At 64.5% G+C, this 19764-nt stretch carries 20 protein-coding genes; 11 read left to right on the forward strand and 9 right to left on the reverse strand.

Annotated features, from left to right (window positions below):
* Positions 1 to 86: 86 nt before the first annotated feature.
* The gene (locus IPL79_06835) at positions 87 to 1283 is read right to left on the reverse strand and encodes an N-acetyltransferase (protein ID MBK9070701.1); all 1197 of its coding nucleotides are present in this window, start codon (positions 1281 to 1283) and stop codon (positions 87 to 89) included.
* Here IPL79_06835 and grxD point away from each other — a divergent pair.
* Together grxD and IPL79_06845 are read left to right on the forward strand one after the other, a co-directional pair.
* The gene (grxD, locus tag IPL79_06840; GenBank protein ID MBK9070702.1) at positions 1282 to 2220 is read left to right on the forward strand and encodes a Grx4 family monothiol glutaredoxin; all 939 of its coding nucleotides are present in this window, start codon (positions 1282 to 1284) and stop codon (positions 2218 to 2220) included. The genes IPL79_06835 and grxD overlap by 2 nt on opposite strands.
* The gene (locus IPL79_06845; GenBank protein MBK9070703.1) at positions 2204 to 3535 is read left to right on the forward strand and encodes a peptidase M1; all 1332 of its coding nucleotides are present in this window, start codon (positions 2204 to 2206) and stop codon (positions 3533 to 3535) included. Before grxD ends, IPL79_06845 begins: the two co-directional genes overlap by 17 nt.
* A 7-nt stretch (positions 3536 to 3542) precedes the next feature.
* Here IPL79_06845 and IPL79_06850 read toward each other — a convergent pair whose 3' ends face one another.
* Both IPL79_06850 and IPL79_06855 read right to left on the reverse strand, forming a co-directional pair.
* On the reverse strand, positions 3543 to 4838 hold the full coding sequence (locus IPL79_06850) for an insulinase family protein (protein MBK9070704.1): 1296 nt from the start codon (positions 4836 to 4838) through the stop codon (positions 3543 to 3545).
* Positions 4838 to 5377 carry an inorganic diphosphatase gene (locus IPL79_06855; GenBank protein MBK9070705.1) on the reverse strand — a complete coding sequence of 180 codons (540 nt, stop codon included), beginning with the start codon at positions 5375 to 5377 and terminating at the stop codon, positions 4838 to 4840. The genes IPL79_06850 and IPL79_06855 overlap by 1 nt, the downstream gene beginning before the upstream one ends.
* Positions 5378 to 5538: 161 nt before the next feature.
* Here IPL79_06855 and IPL79_06860 point away from each other — a divergent pair, with 161 nt between their 5' ends.
* Complete coding sequence (locus tag IPL79_06860) at positions 5539 to 7695, forward strand: beta-propeller domain-containing protein (GenBank protein ID MBK9070706.1); 2157 nt, start codon at positions 5539 to 5541, stop codon at positions 7693 to 7695.
* Positions 7696 to 7761: 66 nt separating this feature from the next.
* Here IPL79_06860 and IPL79_06865 read toward each other — a convergent pair whose 3' ends face one another.
* A complete protein-coding gene (locus IPL79_06865; protein ID MBK9070707.1) occupies positions 7762 to 8271 on the reverse strand; it encodes a hypothetical protein in 510 nt (169 codons plus the stop codon).
* A gap of 45 nt (positions 8272 to 8316) precedes the next feature.
* Here IPL79_06865 and IPL79_06870 point away from each other — a divergent pair, with 45 nt between their 5' ends.
* The 8 genes from IPL79_06870 to IPL79_06905 all read left to right on the forward strand — a co-directional run bounded on the left by IPL79_06870 (position 8317) and on the right by IPL79_06905 (position 16532).
* Positions 8317 to 8640 (forward strand): AAA family ATPase, encoded by a 324-nt coding sequence (locus IPL79_06870; GenBank protein ID MBK9070708.1) that lies wholly within the window; start codon positions 8317 to 8319, stop codon positions 8638 to 8640.
* Positions 8637 to 9452 carry a hypothetical protein gene (locus IPL79_06875; GenBank protein MBK9070709.1) on the forward strand — a complete coding sequence of 272 codons (816 nt, stop codon included), beginning with the start codon at positions 8637 to 8639 and terminating at the stop codon, positions 9450 to 9452. The genes IPL79_06870 and IPL79_06875 overlap by 4 nt, the downstream gene beginning before the upstream one ends.
* A 4-nt stretch (positions 9453 to 9456) precedes the next feature.
* On the forward strand, positions 9457 to 12975 hold the full coding sequence (locus IPL79_06880; GenBank protein ID MBK9070710.1) for a transcription-repair coupling factor: 3519 nt from the start codon (positions 9457 to 9459) through the stop codon (positions 12973 to 12975).
* Complete coding sequence (locus IPL79_06885) at positions 12972 to 13982, forward strand: peptidylprolyl isomerase (GenBank protein ID MBK9070711.1); 1011 nt, start codon at positions 12972 to 12974, stop codon at positions 13980 to 13982. Before IPL79_06880 ends, IPL79_06885 begins: the two co-directional genes overlap by 4 nt.
* 83 nt (positions 13983 to 14065) lie before the next feature.
* Positions 14066 to 14353, forward strand: a complete 288-nt coding sequence (locus IPL79_06890; GenBank protein MBK9070712.1) for a hypothetical protein — start codon at positions 14066 to 14068, stop codon at positions 14351 to 14353.
* Positions 14319 to 15074, forward strand: coding sequence for a peptidylprolyl isomerase (locus tag IPL79_06895; GenBank protein MBK9070713.1), 756 nt, complete (start codon positions 14319 to 14321; stop codon positions 15072 to 15074). Before IPL79_06890 ends, IPL79_06895 begins: the two co-directional genes overlap by 35 nt.
* Positions 15075 to 15131: 57 nt before the next feature.
* A complete protein-coding gene (locus tag IPL79_06900; protein ID MBK9070714.1) occupies positions 15132 to 15473 on the forward strand; it encodes a PilZ domain-containing protein in 342 nt (113 codons plus the stop codon).
* Between the two features lie 93 nt (positions 15474 to 15566).
* The gene (locus IPL79_06905; protein MBK9070715.1) at positions 15567 to 16532 is read left to right on the forward strand and encodes a hypothetical protein; all 966 of its coding nucleotides are present in this window, start codon (positions 15567 to 15569) and stop codon (positions 16530 to 16532) included.
* Here IPL79_06905 and IPL79_06910 read toward each other — a convergent pair.
* The 5 genes from IPL79_06910 to rsmD are packed head-to-tail and all read right to left on the reverse strand — an operon-like array spanning position 16476 to position 19736.
* Positions 16476 to 16739, reverse strand: a complete 264-nt coding sequence (locus IPL79_06910) for a DUF1844 domain-containing protein (protein MBK9070716.1) — start codon at positions 16737 to 16739, stop codon at positions 16476 to 16478. The genes IPL79_06905 and IPL79_06910 overlap by 57 nt on opposite strands.
* Before the next feature lie 32 nt (positions 16740 to 16771).
* Positions 16772 to 17446: a hypothetical protein gene (locus IPL79_06915; protein MBK9070717.1), complete on the reverse strand. Its 675-nt coding sequence runs from the start codon at positions 17444 to 17446 to the stop codon at positions 16772 to 16774.
* On the reverse strand, positions 17443 to 18660 hold the full coding sequence (locus IPL79_06920) for a pyridoxal phosphate-dependent aminotransferase (protein MBK9070718.1): 1218 nt from the start codon (positions 18658 to 18660) through the stop codon (positions 17443 to 17445). Before IPL79_06920 ends, IPL79_06915 begins: the two co-directional genes overlap by 4 nt.
* A gap of 21 nt (positions 18661 to 18681) precedes the next feature.
* Positions 18682 to 19191 (reverse strand): pantetheine-phosphate adenylyltransferase, encoded by a 510-nt coding sequence (gene coaD, locus IPL79_06925; protein ID MBK9070719.1) that lies wholly within the window; start codon positions 19189 to 19191, stop codon positions 18682 to 18684.
* Positions 19188 to 19736, reverse strand: a complete 549-nt coding sequence (gene rsmD / locus IPL79_06930; protein MBK9070720.1) for a 16S rRNA (guanine(966)-N(2))-methyltransferase RsmD — start codon at positions 19734 to 19736, stop codon at positions 19188 to 19190. The genes coaD and rsmD overlap by 4 nt, the downstream gene beginning before the upstream one ends.
* Positions 19737 to 19764: the final 28 nt, after the last annotated feature.

Genomic DNA, 19764 nt, shown 5'->3' on the forward strand with positions numbered 1-19764 from the left:
CCCCTGCCTTTACGTGGAATTGGCGGGCGCGTCAATGCCGCCCTTCAGGCCGCCGGCGGCTGCCACGGCCCCGCCTGGGTGGTGGCTCAACCCTGGCCATCGCGGCGATACGGCAGCGCCAGCGCCAGCTCGGTCATGGTATCAGCCACGGCCTGCGCCTCGCGCGGCAAGGCGTCGGCCACGGCACGCGCAAGGCCAGGGTGGGCCAGCCAATGCGAGGAATACGTCGGCGAGGGGTCAAAGCCGCGCAGCAGCTTGTGCTCGCCTTGGGCGCCGGCTTCAAACAGCGGCAATCCGAGCGCAATCGCGCGTTCGATGCCCGCATAGTAAGCCACCTCAAAATGGAGAAACGGCGAGTCGACGTCGGCGCCCCAATACCGACCATAGAGCCCGCCTGGCCCCTGCAGAAACAAAACGCCCGCGATCGACGCGCCGTGCTTGCGCGCCTGCAGCATCCACATCTCTTGTGGCAGGTGGCGCGCGAGCTCATCAAAGAACCCGGGCCGCAGGTAATCACGCCCCCCGTGTTCGTCGGTCGTGCGGCGATAAAACCGATCCATCGCCGCCAACTCGGGTGGCGTTAGCTCATCGCCCCGGCGCCACACCAACTCGTCAAACGCCTCGGCCGCGCGCGCACGCTCCTTTTGCAGATTTTTCCGCTTACGCGACTGCAGGGCACCTAGGAAATCGCCAAAGGTCGCGTAGCCGCGATTATGCCAATGAAACTGAAAGCTGCTTCGTGCGGCGAAGCCGTGCGTCCCCAGCATCGCTTGCTCGTCGGCGGTGCAAAATAGCCAATGCGTCGACGAGACGCCGAGCTCGCGGGCCAACGTCTGTACCGCGCTGATCAGCGCGCGCTGGGTCGCCTCGCGCACCGCGGCACCACCGCTTGATGCCAGCAAAATTCGGCGACCCGTTGCCGGCGTCATGGGGGCGGCGATGACCAGCTTGGGGTAGTAGCGTAGGCCCGCCTCATGCGCGGCGTTTGCCCACGCAAAATCGAAGATGTATTCGCCATAGCTATGCGATTTCGCGTAGGCGGCGACGCCGCCGACCACCGCCTCGCCATCGTAGGCGACGAGATAAAACGGGTGCCAGCCGCTGCCAGGTCCCACCGATCCTGAGGCGTGCAGCGCGCGCAAGAAACCGTAGCGCAAAAACGGTGACGGGCCGTGGTCGAGCGCGTCCCACCCCGCCGCCGGGACGTCCCCCAGCTCGGTCGTGATGCGCACCGAAATGGCATGCGGCGGGGATGCCACTGTGGTAGACGAACGGCTATCCATGACGACTTCGAATCAATTATCACCACAACTGCGCGAGCGCATCGAGACGTTGGTCAAGTCCGACGACGTGGTGCTCTTCATGAAGGGCTCGCGCTCGTTTCCGCAATGCGGCTTCTCGTCGGCGGTGGTCGGCATCCTCAACACCCTGGTGCCAAAGTACACCACTGTCAACGTGCTCGCCGACGGAGAAATCCGCCAGGGCATCAAGGACTACGCCGACTGGCCAACAATTCCTCAGCTGTACGTTAAGGGCGAGTTCGTCGGCGGCAGCGACATCGTCAAGCAAATGCACGAAAGCGGCGAGCTGGCTCGCTTGGTGGGCGCGTCGATGGTGGCCGTCTCGCCGCCTCAGCTCACGATCACCGCCGCCGCGGCCGAGGTGCTGGCTTCGGCGTTGGCGGATGGCGAACCTGGCGATGTGATTCACTTGACCATCGACGGCACGTTCGAGCATGCGCTCGATGTTGGGCCAGCCGACGCGGGCGCGTTGGCATTTACCGTCGGCGCGTTGCCGTTTCAGACCGACCGCGCGTCGGCGACGCGAGGCCAAGGGCTGACGATCGACTTTGTCAAAACCGCGGGGGGCGAAGGCTTTAAGATCGACAATCCCAATCGACCTGCGCAGGTTCGGCAGGCGACGCCCAAGGAAATTAAGGCGATGCTAGCGAGCGGCGAGCTTACGGAGTGGTTCGACGTCCGCACGCCGGCGGAGCAGCAGACGGCGACCTTGGGCGCCAAGCTGCTCGATGAGCCTGCCATGGCCCACATCGAGGGGCTGCCCAAGGACACGCTGATCGCCTTTCATTGCCACCACGGCGGGCGCAGCCAGAACGCTGCCAATCATTTCTTGGCCAAGGGTTTCAAGAACGTCATCAACATGGCTGGCGGCATCGACGCGTGGTCGCGAGAGATTGACGCGAGTGTTCCGAGATATTAAGTCGTCGTCCCCGCGGCGGCGCGACGGCCGCGTGCTGGCGATCGCCTTGGGCCTCCTTGTCGGCGCCTGCCCTGCCTGCGACAACGCCGCGGGCGTCGTCGCGCGCGCCGAGCGCGACGTGGAGCACACCGACGTCGCCCTGGATCTCGAGGGCAAGTCCGGGGTCGCGACGGTAACGCTAACGTCGCCGCCCGTCGCGCCGCTGATGCTGGAGACCGGCGATCTTGTCGTGCACGGCGTGACCGCCGATGGCGTGCCGCTCGCGTTTACGTACGGCGAACAAGCGATCATCATCGACAATAGCGACAGCCCCGCGCGCGCGTTTGAAATCTCATACGACTATCAAGCCCACGGCAACTTCGATGGCGCCGACGAGCGAGGCTATCTTTTTACGTGGCCCTATTTCTGCGGCAACGTCTTTCCTTGCGTCTCTGATCCGCATGACGGCATGACGTTTGCGCTGGCGGTCTCGGGCGTGAGCGCGGGCGACGTCGCGGTGCACCCAAGTCAGGTCGCGCAGGCCGCGCCGTCGTACATGCTCTCGTTTGCCATCGACCAATACGTCGAGACCGAGCTCGGCACGACCTCGCATGGCACCCACGTCTTGGCCTGGCATCGCGCGGCGCACGCGACCGCCACGATGGAGGGCACCGTGTCCCTGGTCGACAGTTTTGAGTGGCTGGAATCCACGCTGGGCGCGTATGTATTCGGCGATCGCGTCGGCTCGGTCATCGTCCGCTGGGGCGATGGTGCGTACGGCGGCATGGAGCATCATCCGCTGTGGCACGTCGCGGAATCGGCGGCGGGTGACGAGGTCACGCACGTTCATGAGGCGGCACATGGCTGGTTTGGCAATGGCGTGCGCGTGGCCTGCTGGGAGGATTTCGTGCTGTCAGAGGGCACCGTGAGCTACCTCGCGGCGCGCGCCATCGAGCAGGTACGGGGCGCCAAGCGGGCGGCCGAGGTGTGGGCCGAATACGCCAACGAGCTCGACTATTATCGCGGGCGTGGCGATCCGGTGTGGCTCGTGGAATGGGCGACGGGCTGCAACCAGATCGATATTTTGAATGATGGGCTATATACGGGTGCGCCTTACATGCGCGGCGCATTTTTTTACAAGGGCCTGGCAGACCGGCTTGGCGCCGAGGTTGTCGACCAAGCGCTCGCGTCATTTTATCAGGCCCACGTCGGGCAGGCCGCGCGCATGCAGGACATGCTTGACCATATTGAGACCACCACCGGCTACGATCCATCGACGTGTGCGCAGGCGTGGCTACGCGACCTCGAAATTCCCGCCATCGCGCCGTGTCCATAGCGGCAGCTCATCGGGTTGGCGTCGTCGCGACCATCAGCGCCCGGTCCCACGATAGAAGGCCGGCCACAGCATCCCTTACGTCCGCGGGTGTTAGGCCTTGCCGTAGCGCCCAATCGGTCAAATAACCGTCGCCGCTGCCATGGCGCAGCACCGAGTGTTGCAGCAAGTCGCCACGCGCGCTCGGCTGCTCGAGCGAGCGCAAAAATCTAGCCTCGCGCCGTTCTTCGAGCCGGCGCAGATCGCCGTCGCCCACGCCTAGCCGCGCGCGCGCCATGCTTTGGCGCACGATGTCGGCGACCGCCGCCGCGTCGGCATGCGCTTGCAAATCAACCACGATGTGAAATTCGCCGGTCGTGCGATGGCTGTGGGTTGCCACCGAAATCGCTTGCGCCTGCGGCGCATGATACAAGAGCTGCTGCCAGAGATCGCCGGTGCCGCGCCGCGACCAAATGGCGGCAAACGCATCGAGCGCCGCGGCCTGACGCGACGGCATGGAGGGCACGCGCCACATCCAGCGCAGCCGGCGATGCGACGCCAAGTTGTCACCTACCTCAACAGTGGCGGCGGTGTGAGCCGGCAGCTGCGAGGCCGCGCGCACCGGTGGCGAGCTCGCCGGAAAGCTGCCAAAATACGCGTCGACGAGCCTCCGGGTTTCATCCAGCGACATGCCTCCAGCCACGCATAACGTCGCATTGGCAGGGACGTACCACCGGCGATAGTGGGCCCGTAAATCGTCAAGCGTCGTCGACGCGATATCCGCCACCGCACCGATCACGGATTCCGCGAGCGGCGTGCCCGCGGGAAACATCAAGCGATTCGCGGCGAGGTTTTCCGGACCATATGCGGTCATTTCGTAGCGCTTGGCGCGTTCGCTCTGCACCACCTGCTGTTGCGCGCTCAAACGCTCGGTCGTCATCGCCTCGGCCCAATAGCCCATGCGATCGCTCTCGAGCCACAGCGCGAGCGCCACCTGGGTATGCGGCACGACCTCATAGTACATCGTGTAGTCGTAGCTCGTGGCAGCATTGGCAACCTTGGCGCCGGCGTCGCGCAAGATCTCATAGTGATGTCGCGGCACGTGCGCCGAATTCTTGAACACGTGTTCAAAGAGGTGGGCCTGCCCGCTGCGGGGCGTGGCCTCATCGCTGGCGCCGACGTGGTAGTAGACCGAGACGGCGACGTTGCGCACGCTGAGATCGGGCGCGCACATGACGCGCAGCCCGCACGGCATGACCCACTCATGATGCTGCAGCCGCCAGCGCCCATCGCGCTGCTTCTCGACGATCGGGTTGGTCGCCAGCATCACGCGGGCTTGCGGCCCATCAAGACGTGATAGCCCTCGATCGCGGCCTCGATGACCCGCACCGCCTCGGCGGGCCCATAAGGCGCATCGACCACGGATTCCTTGCCCTCGAGCAACTTGTAGTCGCGAAAAAACCGATCCAGCTCACGCACCACATGCGGCGGTAGCTGCGAAATGTCTCGATAGTGGTTGTACGCTGGATCATCGAGCGCCACCGCGAGGATCTTGTCGTCCTCGCCCTTGTCATCGCGCATGCGTATGCCGCCAATCGCACGCGCCCGCACGATCGTCAGGGGCACGACGGGCTCTTGCATGAGGACCAGCACGTCGAGTGGATCGCCGTCGCCACCGTGCGTGCGCGGGATAAAGCCGTAGTTGCACGGATAGTGCACGGCCGAGTACAACACGCGGTCAAGCATGAGCAGCCCGGTCTCTTTGTGAAGCTCGTACTTCAGCCGGCTGCCTTGCGGAATCTCAATCACCGAGGGGAACCCCTCGCCGAGCGCGGCTGGCAGGGCGATATCATGAAGTGGATGCATGGGCGCAGTTTCGCGAATTTCTGAGGCCCCAGGCCCCCCGGCGTCAGTTTTCTGTGGCGAGGTGGCCGCTTTCCCGGGCTGCCCCGGGGGTAACATATTGACTTTTCAAGCCCTGAATTACCGCCTACATTGGCACCGTGCATGCAGTTGGGTCCAAGCCTATGATGAAATCACGACGTTCACTGATCGCGCCCTTGGTCGCGTCGGCCGCCTCCCTGCTTTGGGGCTGCGCTGACGACAGGCCGTCCACCTCGCCTCGGCGCACCGCCTTGGTGCAGTACCAATCGTGCAGCGAGCTCGAGGCCGACCTCAAGTCGCAGCTCATCGCCCACGCCGATGCGCTGCTCGACAGCACCTATGGCAACAATTGGTTTCCCCAGCCCGAGGCCGACCCGTCGTCGCCCCCGAGCGGCGGCAATGATGCCAGCGGCGACGCCCGCGTCGAGGGCAGTGACTATTCAGGCACCAACAACCAAGAAGACGGCGTCGATGAAGGTGACTTCGTCAAAACCGACGGCTACCACATTTACACGCTGGTGACCGATGCGCACGCGCCCGGCCTGCGCATCATGGGCGTGCCGCAGTTCGGCGAGCTCGTCGACGAGGCGACGCTGCCAATCGAAGGCTACCCGAGCCAGCTCCTTATCAACGGCGACACGGCCGCCGTGTTCTCGAGCGTCTACACCTACGACCTCGAGGCGGGCAACCCGCTGCGCGATCTCGCCGGCACCACCGACGACGACGGCAATTGGGCGCCAACGTACTACGCGCTGACCAAGGTCACGATCGTTGATGTGAGCAATCGCAACGCCCCCGTAGTCACCGACGAGTTCTATCTCGATGGCGACCTGCAAATGTCGCGTCGTATTGATGACGCCGTACGCCTGGCCACGTTCTCGACGCTTAATGCCTACCCGATTTGGAACTTGTGGAACTATTATTATGAAAATGGCGAGGACATCGCGGCCACTCGCGCCGCGGTCCACGCCGCGATCATCGCCATGCCGCTCGCGAGCCTGGTTCCAAGCCGCTACACCAAAGACGGCGAGACCTACGCACGCGCGCCGATCACCGAGTCGGTGTGTCGCCAATTTTCCAGCCCCACCAACAGCGCGGGCTACGGCGTTTCGAGCATCTACTCGTTCGAGTTGACGAGCCCTGAGGCCATCGACCAAGATCACATCGTCTCCAACTACGGCACCTTCTACGCGTCCAAAGACACCTTGGTGCTCGCCGACTTTGCGTTCGACTGGTGGTATTTCTACGAAAATGGCGAGCAGCAAGACACGCTCAACATCCACGCGTTCGACATTTCCACGCCCGGCCATACCAATTACCTCGGCTCGGGTCGCGTCGATGGCTACTTGATCAACCAATTTTCGCTTGACGAACACGAGGGCAAGATTCGCGTCGCGACGTCGACCGGCGTCTTTGGCCGATGGTGGCAGCAAGAACCCACGACGCCGGAGTCGCACATCACGGTGCTCGCGCTGCAAGATAACGAGCTCGTAACCGTTGGCCATCTCGGCGGCATCGCCCCGGGTGAGCAGATCTTCTCCGCGCGGTTTCTCGACGAAAGGGCCTACCTCGTGACGTTTGAGCAAACCGACCCGCTGTTTACGATCGACATGTCCAACCCGTTCCTGCCGACCATCGCGGGCGAGCTCGAAATCCCTGGCGTCTCCACCTACCTACACCCAATCTCGGACGACGCGCTGCTGTCGATTGGCGTCGGCGGCGATGAGGCGGGCGCCGATTGGTGGAATACCACCGTGTCGCTGTTTAACGTCAGCGACTTCAGCAACCCGGTTCGCACCGATCTACAAAGCCTTGCGCTCGACCCTTCCTGGTACGGCTACAGCGAGGCGCAATGGGACCATAAGGCGTTCCAATATTTTGCGCCCAAGAAATTGCTTTCCGTGCCGCTCGAGGGCGCCAAATATAGCGAAGGCCCCGACAACGACAATGACGGCTATGCCGACTACTACACCTATGAATACATAAGCGAACTTGTCTTGCTCAATGTCGACGAGCAGGCTGGCCTGTCGATCAAGGGCACGATCGACCACTCGCCTTACTACGCGACGTCGCCGTGCTATTGGTCGCCTGGCGTCCGCCGCACGATCTTTATGGGCGATTATATCTACGGCATTTCTGGTCGCGTCATTACCGTGAGCCGCACCAGTGACCTGCAGCTGATGACGTCGCAAGAGCTAGCACCGCAGCCCCAGTACGATGAATCGGGCTACTGCTATGGCGGCGGCGGCATGGGCGGCGATGATGGCGGTGGTGGCGGTGACGAGCCGCTTCCACTCTAGCGCCTGCAAGCCTTAGCGGGGCGACGACCCCACAACCGCCACATGGCGGTTTTTTTGTATCAATTGTCAGGTCAACTCGAGGAGCAGCTCACCGGTTTCAACCGATTGGCCGGCGGCAACGCGAATCGCGGCGATGGTGCCGCCCCGCTCGCTGGCGATCTCGTTTTCCATTTTCATGGCCTCCAGCACAATGACGCCGGCGCCAGGGGCAACGACGGTGCCCACCTCGTGCAAGATCTTCACGACCTTGCCGGCAATTGGCGCCAGCACGCGCTCGCCCTTGGCGGCCTGCCCGCCTGCTGACTTCGCCGCCAGCCGGCGTTGATGCGTGCCTTCCATGCTTACCAGCGCATGGACAAGGCCGCTGACGACCAACGTGCTGCCACGGCGCGCCTCAAGGTCAACCACGAACGCGCGATCGCCAAGTCGCAACGACCATTGCCCGGGACGAATCATCACGGCGTCGACGTCATACGTGCGATCGGCCACCGCAACCCGCAACAAATCGCCCGCAACGGGCGTCACACTCACGGGTACCTCGACGTCGCCGATGACCGCCGTGAGCTCCTTTTTCATGGCCGCATCCTACCCCAGCCACATGGCGCATGGTAGCCAGCTGGGGTGGCGTCTTTTCTTGCCGAGGCGGTGACATCACGCGCGATCTTGCTGTGCGTTGGCCCGGGCGGCGTTGGCAAGACCACGTCCTCGGCGGCGCTCGGCCTCGCTGCGGCGCGCGCTGGCCGCCGCGTCTTGGTCGTCACGATTGATCCCGCCAAACGCCTAGCCGATTCGCTTGGGCTCGAGGCGCTCGGTCACGAGCCCCGGCTGGTCGATCCCGCGCTCATCGCGCCGGCGCCCGGTGGTGAATTGTGGGCGATGATGCTCGACCAGAAAAAGCGTTTGACGACGTCGTGCGGCGCTTTGCCAAGAATCCCGAGGCCGTGACGCGAATTTTTGCCAATCCCATCTATGCCCAGCTCTCGCAAAGCCTGGCTGGTGCGCACGAGTATGCGGCAATGTCGACCTTGCAAGAGTTGGCGGAAAAGCGCCAATACGACCTCATCATCGTCGACACGCCGCCGAGCCGCCACGCGGTGGATTTTCTCGACGCACCTGCCAAGCTCGGCGAATTTATCGACTCACCGGCGATCGAGTGGTTTCGCAAGCTGCGCCCAGGAAGTGGCAGTGGGTTTTCGGTCCTCGGGCGCTCGGGCGCGTTTGTCTTGTCGCGCCTGGCGCGCTTTGTCGGCAACCGCTTTCTCGAAGACCTCGCGGTGTTCATCACCGAATTTCACGACGTGCTCGGCGGCTTTCGCGAAAAAGCGACGTCGACGTATGCGCTGCTGCGACGCCCCGACGTCGGGGTCATCGTGGTTTCCAGCCCCGAGCCGTACGCGCTCGCCGAGAGCCGGCAATTGGCGGCGCGCCTGGTCGCCCACCAGGTGACCATCATCGGAATGATCGCCAATCGCGTGCATCAGCCGCAGGCGCTCTCGGGGGCGCCCGACGCGGTGAAGGCCGCCATCCACGACGTCGCGATGCAGGCAGGCTATAGCGTCGACGCGGCGACGCGCGCGACCAGCTCGTTGTGGCAGGCGTATACCAACATGGAGGCCCTGGCGCTGGCTGATCAGCAGGCGCTCGCGGCGGTCGAGCGCGAGCTTGGCGTGCCGATGCGACAGGTGCCCGCCGCCGCGCGCGACATCCACGACGTCGCCGCGCTCGCCGACGTGGCGGCGCAACTCGTCGCGGCTTAGGTCTATGACAACGCCTCGCCCTACGAGATGGCAGTGGCCGCCGGTGCCTAGCGTCATCACCGGGGCCATCGCCTCGTACGTGCCGTTCATTTGCGCCCAGCTCGCGAGCGCGGCCGAGACACCGATCGTCATCGTGTGCGCGACGCGTGATGAGGCGCTGCGCTTGGCGGCGCATATTGAGTGGTGGCAGGGCGTCGCAAAGGCGGCGTCGGCACCCGGCGCGGTGATTGCGCTATGTGCCCCCAGCGGCTCGCCCTACCTGGAGATGGCACCCCATCCCGGTGATGATGCGGCCTTCATGGCCGCCCTAGCAGCCGCTGGCAAAGCGGTGGCTGGCGACATTGTCGTGCTCGATACGACGACGCTGGTGCACAAGACGCTTACCCCGGCCGCGCTGGCCGCGCAATGCGCCACGCTGGCGGTTGGCGAGACGCTTAGCCGCGATCAATTAATTGCGCGACTCGCGAGCGGCGGCTACCAGCGCGCCGCCGTCGTTGACGATGTCGGCACGTTTGCCGTGCGCGGCGGCATCGTCGATATCTTTGCGCCAACCTCTACGCGGCCGCTGCGGGTTGAGTTTTTCGGCGACGAGGTCGAGTCGCTGCGCACCTTTGATCCGCTCACGCAACGCACCGTTGCGACGCTAACCCAGGCCACGCTAAGCCCGGCGCGCGAGGCGATCGTTACCGACGCGGACGGCGTGAAGGCGCGCCTCTATGAATTGGCGGATGCGATGGTGTTTCCATCCCGCAAGACGCGCGAGCTCGTGAGGCTCATCGAGGAAGATCCAGGGTTCGTTGGCAACCACGCCCTGCTGCCCGCGTACCACGCCAGCCTCACCGAGGTCGCCTCACATCTGCCCCCGCGCGCGCGCTTGGCCATCGTCGACGAACAGGCCTGCGCCGCGGCCATTGAGCGCAGGCTAGCGAACCTGCATGCAGAGCACCAGGAGCGTGTCGCCTCCGGGCATCTGGCCTTTCCACCGCTCGCGCACGTCGCCGACGAGGCGTGGTGGCAGGCGTGGCGCGCTCGCGCGGGCGTGGCGATCGAACCCTTTATGCTGGTGGGCGACAAACGTCCGGTGCTGGCGGCCGCGGTCGACGACCTATCGGCGTTTCGCCGCGCGATGATTGGCGCGCGCACGCAGGGGTCGCTGGCGGCAACGTGGCAGGCGCAGGCGCAAACGTGGCGGACGTTGGGCGCGGAGGTCATGCTGGTCGGCGAAAGCACCAGTCGGCTCGAGCGCTTGCGTGGGCTGGTGGCCGACGCGACGGCCGGTTCGGCACCCACGGGCATCGCCGCGGCGCACGTTGGCCCGATCGAAGAGGGGTTTAGCTCGCCGCGCGATGGCCTCGTCGTCGTCACCGCGCAAGATGCGCTGGGCGACAAGCGACCGACGCGCGCGCGGCGCGACGGAGGGGCGGCGGCGCGCGCCTTGCGCGGTCGCATCGATTCCTTTCTTGGGCTGGCCGCCGGCAGCTACCTCGTGCACCGCGTGCACGGCGTGGGGCGTTACCAGGGCCTGGTCAACTTGCCGCTGGGTGATGGCGCGCCACCGACCGATTTTCTCCACCTCGTCTATGCCAACGGCAGCGTCTACCTGCCCGTGTATCGCATTTCTGAGGTCGAACGCTACGTCGGCGCCGACGCCTCACCGCCCAAGCTCGACAAACTCGGCGGCGAAACTTGGGCCAAGTCGAGGCACAAGGCGTCGCTGCAAGTTCGCGCACTGGCCGAAGAGCTGCTGCAGCTTTACGCGCAGCGGGCGGCGCTGGCGGGGCATGCGTTTGGCCCTGCGGACGATCTATTTCGCAGCTTTGAGGACGCCTTCCCGTATCAACCAACGCCCGATCAACAGACCGCCATCGACGCCGTCTTGGCCGACATGGAGCGGCCACGGCCGATGGACCGCTTGATCTACGGCGACGTCGGCTACGGCAAAACGGAGGTCGCGCTGCGCGCCATTTGCCGCGCCGCGACCGATGGCAAACAAGTCGCCCTGCTCGCGCCAACCACGGTCCTGGTCGAGCAACACATGCGCACGATCACCGAGCGCTTCGCAGCCGTGCCGGTCACCATCGCGAAGCTGTCGCGGTTTCAGTCCAAGCGCCAACAAGATGAGGTCGTCGCCGGCATCGCCACCGGCGCCATCGACATCGTCGTCGGCACGCATCGCATGTTGTCGGCCGACGTGCGATTTCCGCGCCTCGGCCTGGTCGTCATCGACGAGGAACAGCGCTTTGGCGTCGAGCACAAGGAAAAGCTCAAGCGCTTGCGCACCTATGTCGACGTGTTGACCCTAACGGCGACGCCCATCCCGCGCACCTTGCACGTCGCCTTGGCCGGTTTGCGCGATATGTCGATCATCGCGACGCCGCCGGAGACGCGGCAGGCCATTCGCACCTATATCGCACAGCCCGACCCGGCGCTCATTCGCGATGCCATTCGCCGCGAGCTGGCGCGAGGTGGCCAAGTGTTTTGGGTGGCGCCCCACATCGATGCAAGGAGCAGCGCTGGCGCGAGTGCGGCCGCGAAGCCGAGCCCCAAAGGCGCGCCAACCCTCGCCGGCGAACCCTTCGATCGCGGCATCGAGGCGTGGCAAGCCTACCTCCAGGTGCTGGTGCCCGAGGCGCGCATCGCGGTGGCGCACGGCCAACTCACCAGCGAAGCGCTCGAGCGCACCATGGTCGGCTTTATCCAGGGTGAGTTCGATATCTTGTGCGCGACGTCGATCATCGAATCGGGCATCGACATTCCGCGTGCCAACACCATGTTTGTCGCGCGCGCCGACCGCTTTGGGCTAGCGCAGCTCTACCAGCTGCGTGGGCGCATTGGCCGATCTGATCAAAAAGCCCAATGCTACCTGCTGGTGCCGCCCACCGGCCAACTAACCGAACAGGCTCGCAAGCGCCTCGAAACGCTCGAACGACACTCCGATCTGGGCGCGGGCTTTCACATTGCGGCGGCGGATCTCGAGCAGCGCGGTGGCGGCGAGCTGTTTGGCCCCAAGCAATCGGGTGCGATCGCCGCGGTTGGCTTTGATGCGTACGTCCGGCTGCTCGAGGAAGCGGTCGCCGAGCTGCGCGGCGAGCCCTTGGCCTCGGCGCTCGATCCAGACGTTACCACCGACATTCCCTGTTTTTTGCCGGATGACTATCTGCCCGATGTCGGCCAACGCCTAGACCTCTATCGTAGGCTTGCCACGGCGGCCAGTGGGGCCGAAGTGCAAGAGTTGCTCGACGAAACCGTCGATCGCTTCGGCGTCTTGCCTGCGCCGGCGGTAGCGCTCGGCCAGCTCATGCAAGCGCGCGCGCTCGCACGAGACCGGCGCATAGGCCTTGTCGATGTTTCGGCAAAGCGCCTGGCGATTGCCTATGCGGCAGCGAGCAGCCCGCACGATTCCCCTCCGCCCACCCCGCCGCCGCCGTGGAAACGGACGGCCGATGGCCGCTTCACCCTGCCATTATCGGGCGACGATCCGCTTGGGCAGGCGCGGCAAGCCTTGCTAGAATTGCCGGCGTGACCCCAACGAGCATGTACCGCCTTGCCAGCTTGGCCGGCCTAGCTGGATTTGCCTTGGCCTGCGCGGTCGTCGGCAGCAGCTGCAAAGACGACGCCCCAGGGCCCGTCACCGCCACCAAGGCCATCAATACCGCGCCCGCCGGGGACGACGAGGTGCTGGCGACCGTCGGCTCCGAGGTCATCACAGTCGGTGAACTAAACGAACAGCTCGCCGCGCAGTCGCCGTACATTCGCACCCGCTATACCTCGGCCGAGCAAAAGCGAGAATTTCTCGAGGCCATGGTCCGGTTCGAAATCCTCGCGCAAGAGGCGGTGCGCCGTGGCCTCGACAAGGACCCGCAGGTTGTCCTTGCAACGAAGAAGGCGCTGGCCGAGTTGCTCGTGCGCAGCAAGTTTGACGATGTCGTCCTGCCTGAGACGATCACTGATGACGAGATAGCCACCTATTACCAGGCGCACCTCGAGGCGTTTATTACGGTCCCGGAGGTGCGCGCCTCGGCGTTGGTGCTCGCGACCAAGGCGCAAGGCGACGCGGCCACCACGCTGGCACGCGAGCCGGCGCAGGCTACTAATGAAGCCTTCGCCAAGCTCGTCGATGAAATGTCGCTGCACGCGGAAAGCAAGCAACGCCGCGGCGACCTGCGATATTTCACCCAGGCCAACACGGACCTCCCCGCAGCGGTGGTGGCCGCCGCCTTTGCGCTGCCGGCCGTTGGTTCAATCAGCGACCCGATTAAAACCGGTGACGCCGAGTATTGGATCTTGCGCCTGACCGATCGCCGCCCAGCCCGACAAAAGGAGCTGACCGAGGTCAAACAGGAGGTGCGCTACCGCGTCTACGATGAAAAACGGTTGGCCGCGCGGCAGGAGCTCGTGGAAGGTTTGCGTGCTGGCGCCAAAATCGAGATCGACCAGGCCGCGCTAGGCAAGGTCGTGCTCTCGCCGCCATCGACCGCTACGCCCGTGACGGGTAAGCTGCCGGCCACCCCTCCATTGGCCACGCCGTGATCGCCTGCTGAGAGCCGCCTTTTGGCTACCCGGTACGGGCAACCTTGGTTGCTGTTTGGAGGTCAAAGCGCTACACCATGGCCATGAATCACGCGAGGTTATCGATGCTGTTGGCCGGGGCTTTTGCGGCGGCGAGCCTGGTATCGCAGGCACCACCTCAAACCGCCGCGGCGCAGCCACCACCCAAGGCCAAGGCTGCCAGCAAGCGCATCCTGCTCGATCGCATCGTCGCGGTCGTCAACAACAGCATCATCCTGCAGAGCGATCTGCAGACGCGCCTCTCTCCTTGCGAGCGGCGAGGAGGCCGCCAGCGAAGACACGAGGCGCTCGGAGGCCATGCGCGCGCGGGTGCTCGACGACATGGTCAATGAAGAGCTCATTTTGCAGGCCGCCGATAAGGCCGAACTCGATGTCGACCCCGCCGAAATCGACGCGCACATCGCCGACATCAAAACCCAATACGAGCTCGATGACGCCGCGCTCGAAGACGAGCTGCGCAAGCAAGGCCAGTCCATGGCGGGCTTTCGCAACGACACACGTAAACAGCTGCTGCGCTATCGCGCCATCAACCAACAGGTAAAACCAAAAATTGATATCACGGAGGCGGACGTCCGCGCGCGCTACGACCAGATGGCACGGCGCGCCGATTCAGTGGCCGCCGTATTCGTCGCCCACATTCTGGTCGCGGTCGCCGAAAATGCCACCGTGAGCGAACGCGAGGTTGCCAAGGCCAAGGCCGTTGCGATCAAGAAACGGCTCGACGCGGGTGAGCCCTTCAAAACCGTGGCCGCCGAGACCTCCGACGATGCCGCCACCAAGGCGTCCGGCGGCGAGCTAGGCTGGTTTGAACGCGGCACCCTGGCGTGGGACTCGATCGTCTTTGAGATGAAGGTTGGCGAAACCAGCGACCCAGTCGCGGGCCCGCAAGGATTTCATCTCCTGCGGGTAAACGACAAGAAGACGTCGGCCGCCGGCGACTATGACCAAGTCAAGGTCTCGATCAAGAATGACATGTGGCGGCGCGAGGTAGAAAAGAAGACCAGCGAATGGATTGAAGAGCTGCGTCGCGACGCCTACATCGACATAAAGTAGGCCGCCCTACCCACTCATCGCCTGGACGCAGGCGCAAACCCCACGTACCATGATGGTGTGTCACATCAGCCGCGTTCCCATCAGCGCTTTAGCTTAGAGCTCGCGGCGACCGCGACGATCGACGGCGCGGCCATCGCGGGCCGGCTGCAAAACCTGTCGGTTGGAGGTGCGTTGTTGGTATGGACGGCGCCACCTTCCAATCGACTCGGGATGGGGCTGCGCTTCGAGCTGACTTTTTTGGTGCCGGCTCCCGAACCCATTGGCATCGCGACCACGGTCACCGTGCGTTGGACGGCCGAGAATGGCGTCGGCGTGCAGTTCGACGGCCTGCGCGCAAAGGAGGCCTTTGCGCTGGGCAAGTATCTCGCGCTGCTTCCACCCGACGCGGCAACGACGTAGCCTGTGGTTGACCGACGCTGCCGTGACCGGGCCTGGGCGATTGGGCAGGCAAGCATCACTTACCTCGCCACCAATCGTGGTTACATTCGCCAGGTGCTGCGTCTCTTGCTCGCGATCTCGCTATGGGCCGTGGGCGCGCCCGCCGCCTTGGCCTCACCAACTGCGGTCGTCATCAACGCACCGGCAGACCGGTGGCGCGAGCGGGCGCAGATCGCCAAGGTCGCGCAGACTACGCTCGCGCGCATCGCCGCCGACCAACCAACGCTCGCCCCCCCGGCAACCCTTGAGCTAAGGCTGGTCGTGGACGCTTCCGATTTGGCCGCGGCGGCCCCCCCAGGTTGGCGCGTGCCCGAGTGGGCCTCCGGTGTTTCATTTTCCGGAACTAATATTGTGGCCGTCGCGCTGACCCGCAACGGGGCAGCCCTGCCCTACTTAGACACGGTCGCCCACGAGGTTGCCCATGCCGCGCTCGATAGCGCCTTACGCGAACGCGCGCCACGCTGGCTACACGAGGGCTTCGCCGCGCTCTATTCGACCAGCGATAATTGGGCGCACATGACCACGCTTGCCGGCATCGCCTGGTTTGACAATGCGACGCCGCTGCACCAACTCGACGCCACCTTTCGCGCGCATCACGTCACCGCGGGGCGCGCTTATGCGCAGAGCTACGATTTTGTCACGTATCTAGCTGAGCGCGGCCGCTACGAAGACCAGGACGACGACGGCGACCCGTGGCCGTTCCGTCGCTTTGTCGCCGCCCTGGCTGCCGGCAAAACCGGCGACGAGGCCGCCGTCGCCAACTTTGGCGCGCCGCTCTCGACGCTGTTTGAACAATGGCAGGCGTCTTTATCGACGCGCTATTTTTTGCTGCCCGTGGCGCTACTGTCGAGCCTGTTTTGGGTCCTCGTGTGCCTGCTCTTGGTCTTGGCCTGGTGGCGCAAACGACGCCATGCCGCGCGGGTGTTGGCGACGTGGGCCGCGCAGGAGCGCGCCGACGACGCGCTACTTGGCAGCGTCGAGGAACGCGACCCGCAGGTCGTGGAGCAGCCGCTGCAATAGCGCGTCTTCATTTTCGGTCAGGTTGCCCTTGGTCTTGGTCTGAAGCATCGCCAGCACGTCGATGAGAAAACGCGCCGTGTGTAAATCCTTGGCGATTTCCTCGCCCGCGGGCGCTGGGACCTTGCCCATGGAAACCATCGCCGACGAGCCAAGCGAGACGATGTGCATCGAAAAATCGACGGGACCCATGTCGGAAGCAGCTGTCATGCCCGGCATGATAGCCGGTTTGGCCGCCGACGTCACATCACCGCGCGATACGTCCACCAGCTGCCGATGGCGATGGCGATGGCCCCCGATAGCGCGATCGTCGCGCGTCCAAGGGGCGCCCGCCAGGCGGCGAGACGATCGAGCCCGAAGCACACCAACATGGTAGCGACGCCCATGCTCACCATAGCGCCCACGCCAAAGGCCGAGGCATAAGCAAGTGCGCCGCCAGGCGTCGAGGCCTTGGTCGCAACTAGCACGGCAAGCCCGCCGGAACCCGCGAGGCCGTGCAACATGCCAATCATCAGCGAGCGCGACGCCAAGGCCATCGCGCCGACGTGGACGTGACCCTGCTCGCCCGTGTGCGCGTGCCTTCGCCTACCGTGCGCGTGTTCAAATCGCGGCCCTGCCGCCATAGCGCGACGCGCACGCAATACGTTCCCAACGCCAAGCGCGATCAACATCACGCCGACGGCGCCTTCGAGCCACCCTTCGAGAGCGGCGGGCGCGTGCCAACCAAAGACCCAAATCGCCACCATCACCGCAAAGAGCGCGGCCGCATGTCCGAGCCCCCAGCTCATGCCAAGGCCAAGCGCGCGCCACGGCCGTTTTTCATTGGTGACCATGGTCGAGACCGCCGCCAGGTGATCGGGCTCAAATGCATGCGAAACGCCAATGGCCATGCCAAGCGCGACCAGCGATGCGCTCATGCGACCTTCGTCAACGTGGCCAGATGCGACGCCAGGCGCGCGATGCCGGCGCGAATTTGTTCGATCGAACACGCATACGACAAGCGTACGTGGCCCGGCGCGCCAAACCCCGAGCCCGGAACGATGGCGACGTGGCCGGTCTCAACCAACCAATCGCACAGCGCGACGTCATCGGCGAGCACGCGCCCCTCTGGCGTCTTGCGCCCGAGATACGCCGAAACGTCAGGAAACGCATAGAAGGCGCCCTTGGGCTCGCGGCAAGCGACCTCAGGAATGGCGCGCAGCAGCTTCACCATTTCAAGGCGCCGCTCGTCAAACGCGCGCCGCATGGTCTCCACGCAGGCCTGCGGCCCCGTCAGCGCGGCAATCGCCGCAACTTGCGCGATATGGGTTGGGTTCGACGTCGACTGGCCTTGCAGCTTGTTCATCGCCGCAATCACCGACACTGGCGCCGCCGTGTAGCCTATGCGCCAACCGGTCATCGCATAGGCCTTCGACAGGCCATCGACTAAAATCGTTCGCGCCGCGGCCTCGGGCGATTGCCGCGCGATCGACACATACTGGGCATCGCCGTAGACGAGCGAGCGATAGATGTCGTCGGAGACAACCAACAGGTTGTGCCGCACCACCACCTCGGCAATGGCCGCCATCTGCGCCGCGCCAATCACCGCGCCGCTTGGATTGTTGGGCGTATTGATCACCAGCATGCGCGTGCGCGGTGTGATCGCCTTTTCGATCGCCGCGGCGCTGACCACAAAATCGTCAGCCGCGGTCGATGGCACGATGACCGGCACGCCGCCAGCTAGCGTCACCATGTCGGGATACGACACCCAATACGGCGCGGGGATGAGCACCTCATCGCCGGGGTCGAGCAGCGCCATAAACACGTTGTAGAGGCTGTGCTTGGCGCCGGTTGAGACCTCGATATTGGCCGCCGTCAGCTCGACGCCGTGCACCGAACTAAGCTCCTTGGCGACGGCTTCGCGCAGCGCCACCAGCCCCGCGACATCGGTGTACTTGCCCACACCCTTGTCGAGGCCCACCCTCGCCGCCTGCTTAATATGCTCGGGCGTATCGAAGTCTGGCTCGCCGGCGCCAAAGCTAATGACGTCGACGCCCGCCGCCTTGAGCTTGGCAGCTTTGGCCGTGACGGCCAAGGTAATGGAAGGCTTGATGGGATCGAGGCGCGAAGACGTTTTTAGATTTGGTTGCATGCTTACTTTCTGGCCGGGCGCTTACGGTGCCTTATGTGCCGGCGCGCCGAGCCGTGCGGCCAAGGCCGCGGCGACCGCAGGCGGCACCAGCCCCGACACGTCGCCACCGAAACTCGCGACCTCTTTGACCAACGATGAGCTCACGTAGTGATTGCGTTCGTCGGTCATGAAAAACACGGTATCGATGCCGGGGGCCAACCGCCGATTCATGTGCGCGAGCTGAAATTCATACTCGAAGTCGGCCATCGCGCGCAGGCCGCGGACGATGACGTTCGCGCCCTGCTGCTGACAAAAATGGACCAACAAGCCATCAACCGTGGCGAATTCGAGGCGTCCGGCGAACGCCGGCGATGCCGCGCGGATGAAATCGATGCGCTCCTGCAACGAGAACATCGGCTCCTTGCGCGGATTGGTGGCGATGGCGACCGTGATGCGTTCAAACACGTCGAGCGCGCGTCGCAGGATGTCGACGTGGCCATTGGTCATCGGGTCAAAGGTCCCGGGGTACACGGCATTTGGTCTTGGTGTCATGGTGCCCCCATTGCATGTGGTCGAAAAAACGAAATGGCGGTGTCGCCGTAACGCCGCGTATCTTTTTTTACCAAAAACGCGTTGCCTTCGGGCAATTGCTGACGCGATTCGTGCTCGACGATGACGACGCCCGCCGGCGCAAGGTGCCCCGGGCGCAGCGCGGCAAACGCCCGCGCCACATCGTCGGTGCGATAGGGCGGATCGAGAAAAATCCACTCCCAGCAAGCCTGGGATTTGAGCAAAAACGACGCCACGTCGGCGATGACCACCTCAGGCCTCGCACCCAGGAGCGCCGCGTTGGCGCGCGCCACGCTAATCGCGGCGGGCGCGCGATCTACCAGGGTTGCCGCGCCAGCACCGCGAGACAACGCCTCTAGCCCAAGGGCGCCCGAGCCACAATACAAGTCTAAAACCCTCGTTTGGGGGCCTGGTGGCCCGAGAATCGCGAAAATCGCCTCGCGCACTTTTTCCGAGGTGGGGCGCGTTTGCCCGCCGCCAGGCGCCCGAATGGGGCGCCCACCCCAGATGCCGGCGACAATGCGCATGTTGCATGCCTACCATATTCTTCCTAGT

The organism is Myxococcales bacterium, assembly GCA_016716835.1.
In the GTDB taxonomy this organism is placed as follows: domain Bacteria; phylum Myxococcota_A; class Polyangia; order Haliangiales; family Haliangiaceae; genus JADJUW01.

What these genes read in the sequence shown, in the direction of transcription:
- IPL79_06850 (MBK9070704.1), bottom strand. Translation starts at nt 4,838, where the DNA reads ATGCTGGCGACCAACCCGATCGTCGAGAAGCAGCGCGATGGGCGCTGG.
- IPL79_06835 (MBK9070701.1), bottom strand. Translation starts at nt 1,283, where the DNA reads ATGGATAGCCGTTCGTCTACCACAGTGGCATCCCCGCCGCATGCCATT.
- IPL79_06865 (MBK9070707.1), bottom strand. Translation starts at nt 8,271, where the DNA reads ATGAAAAAGGAGCTCACGGCGGTCATCGGCGACGTCGAGGTACCCGTG.
- rsmD (MBK9070720.1), bottom strand. Translation starts at nt 19,736, where the DNA reads ATGCGCATTGTCGCCGGCATCTGGGGTGGGCGCCCCATTCGGGCGCCT.
- IPL79_06895 (MBK9070713.1), top strand. Translation starts at nt 14,319, where the DNA reads ATGCGCGCGCGGGTGCTCGACGACATGGTCAATGAAGAGCTCATTTTG.
- IPL79_06920 (MBK9070718.1), bottom strand. Translation starts at nt 18,660, where the DNA reads ATGCAACCAAATCTAAAAACGTCTTCGCGCCTCGATCCCATCAAGCCT.
- coaD (MBK9070719.1), bottom strand. Translation starts at nt 19,191, where the DNA reads ATGACACCAAGACCAAATGCCGTGTACCCCGGGACCTTTGACCCGATG.
- IPL79_06855 (MBK9070705.1), bottom strand. Translation starts at nt 5,377, where the DNA reads ATGCATCCACTTCATGATATCGCCCTGCCAGCCGCGCTCGGCGAGGGG.
- grxD (MBK9070702.1), top strand. Translation starts at nt 1,282, where the DNA reads ATGACGACTTCGAATCAATTATCACCACAACTGCGCGAGCGCATCGAG.
- IPL79_06860 (MBK9070706.1), top strand. Translation starts at nt 5,539, where the DNA reads ATGATGAAATCACGACGTTCACTGATCGCGCCCTTGGTCGCGTCGGCC.
- IPL79_06890 (MBK9070712.1), top strand. Translation starts at nt 14,066, where the DNA reads ATGAATCACGCGAGGTTATCGATGCTGTTGGCCGGGGCTTTTGCGGCG.
- IPL79_06915 (MBK9070717.1), bottom strand. Translation starts at nt 17,446, where the DNA reads ATGAGCGCATCGCTGGTCGCGCTTGGCATGGCCATTGGCGTTTCGCAT.
- IPL79_06880 (MBK9070710.1), top strand. Translation starts at nt 9,457, where the DNA reads ATGACAACGCCTCGCCCTACGAGATGGCAGTGGCCGCCGGTGCCTAGC.
- IPL79_06910 (MBK9070716.1), bottom strand. Translation starts at nt 16,739, where the DNA reads ATGACAGCTGCTTCCGACATGGGTCCCGTCGATTTTTCGATGCACATC.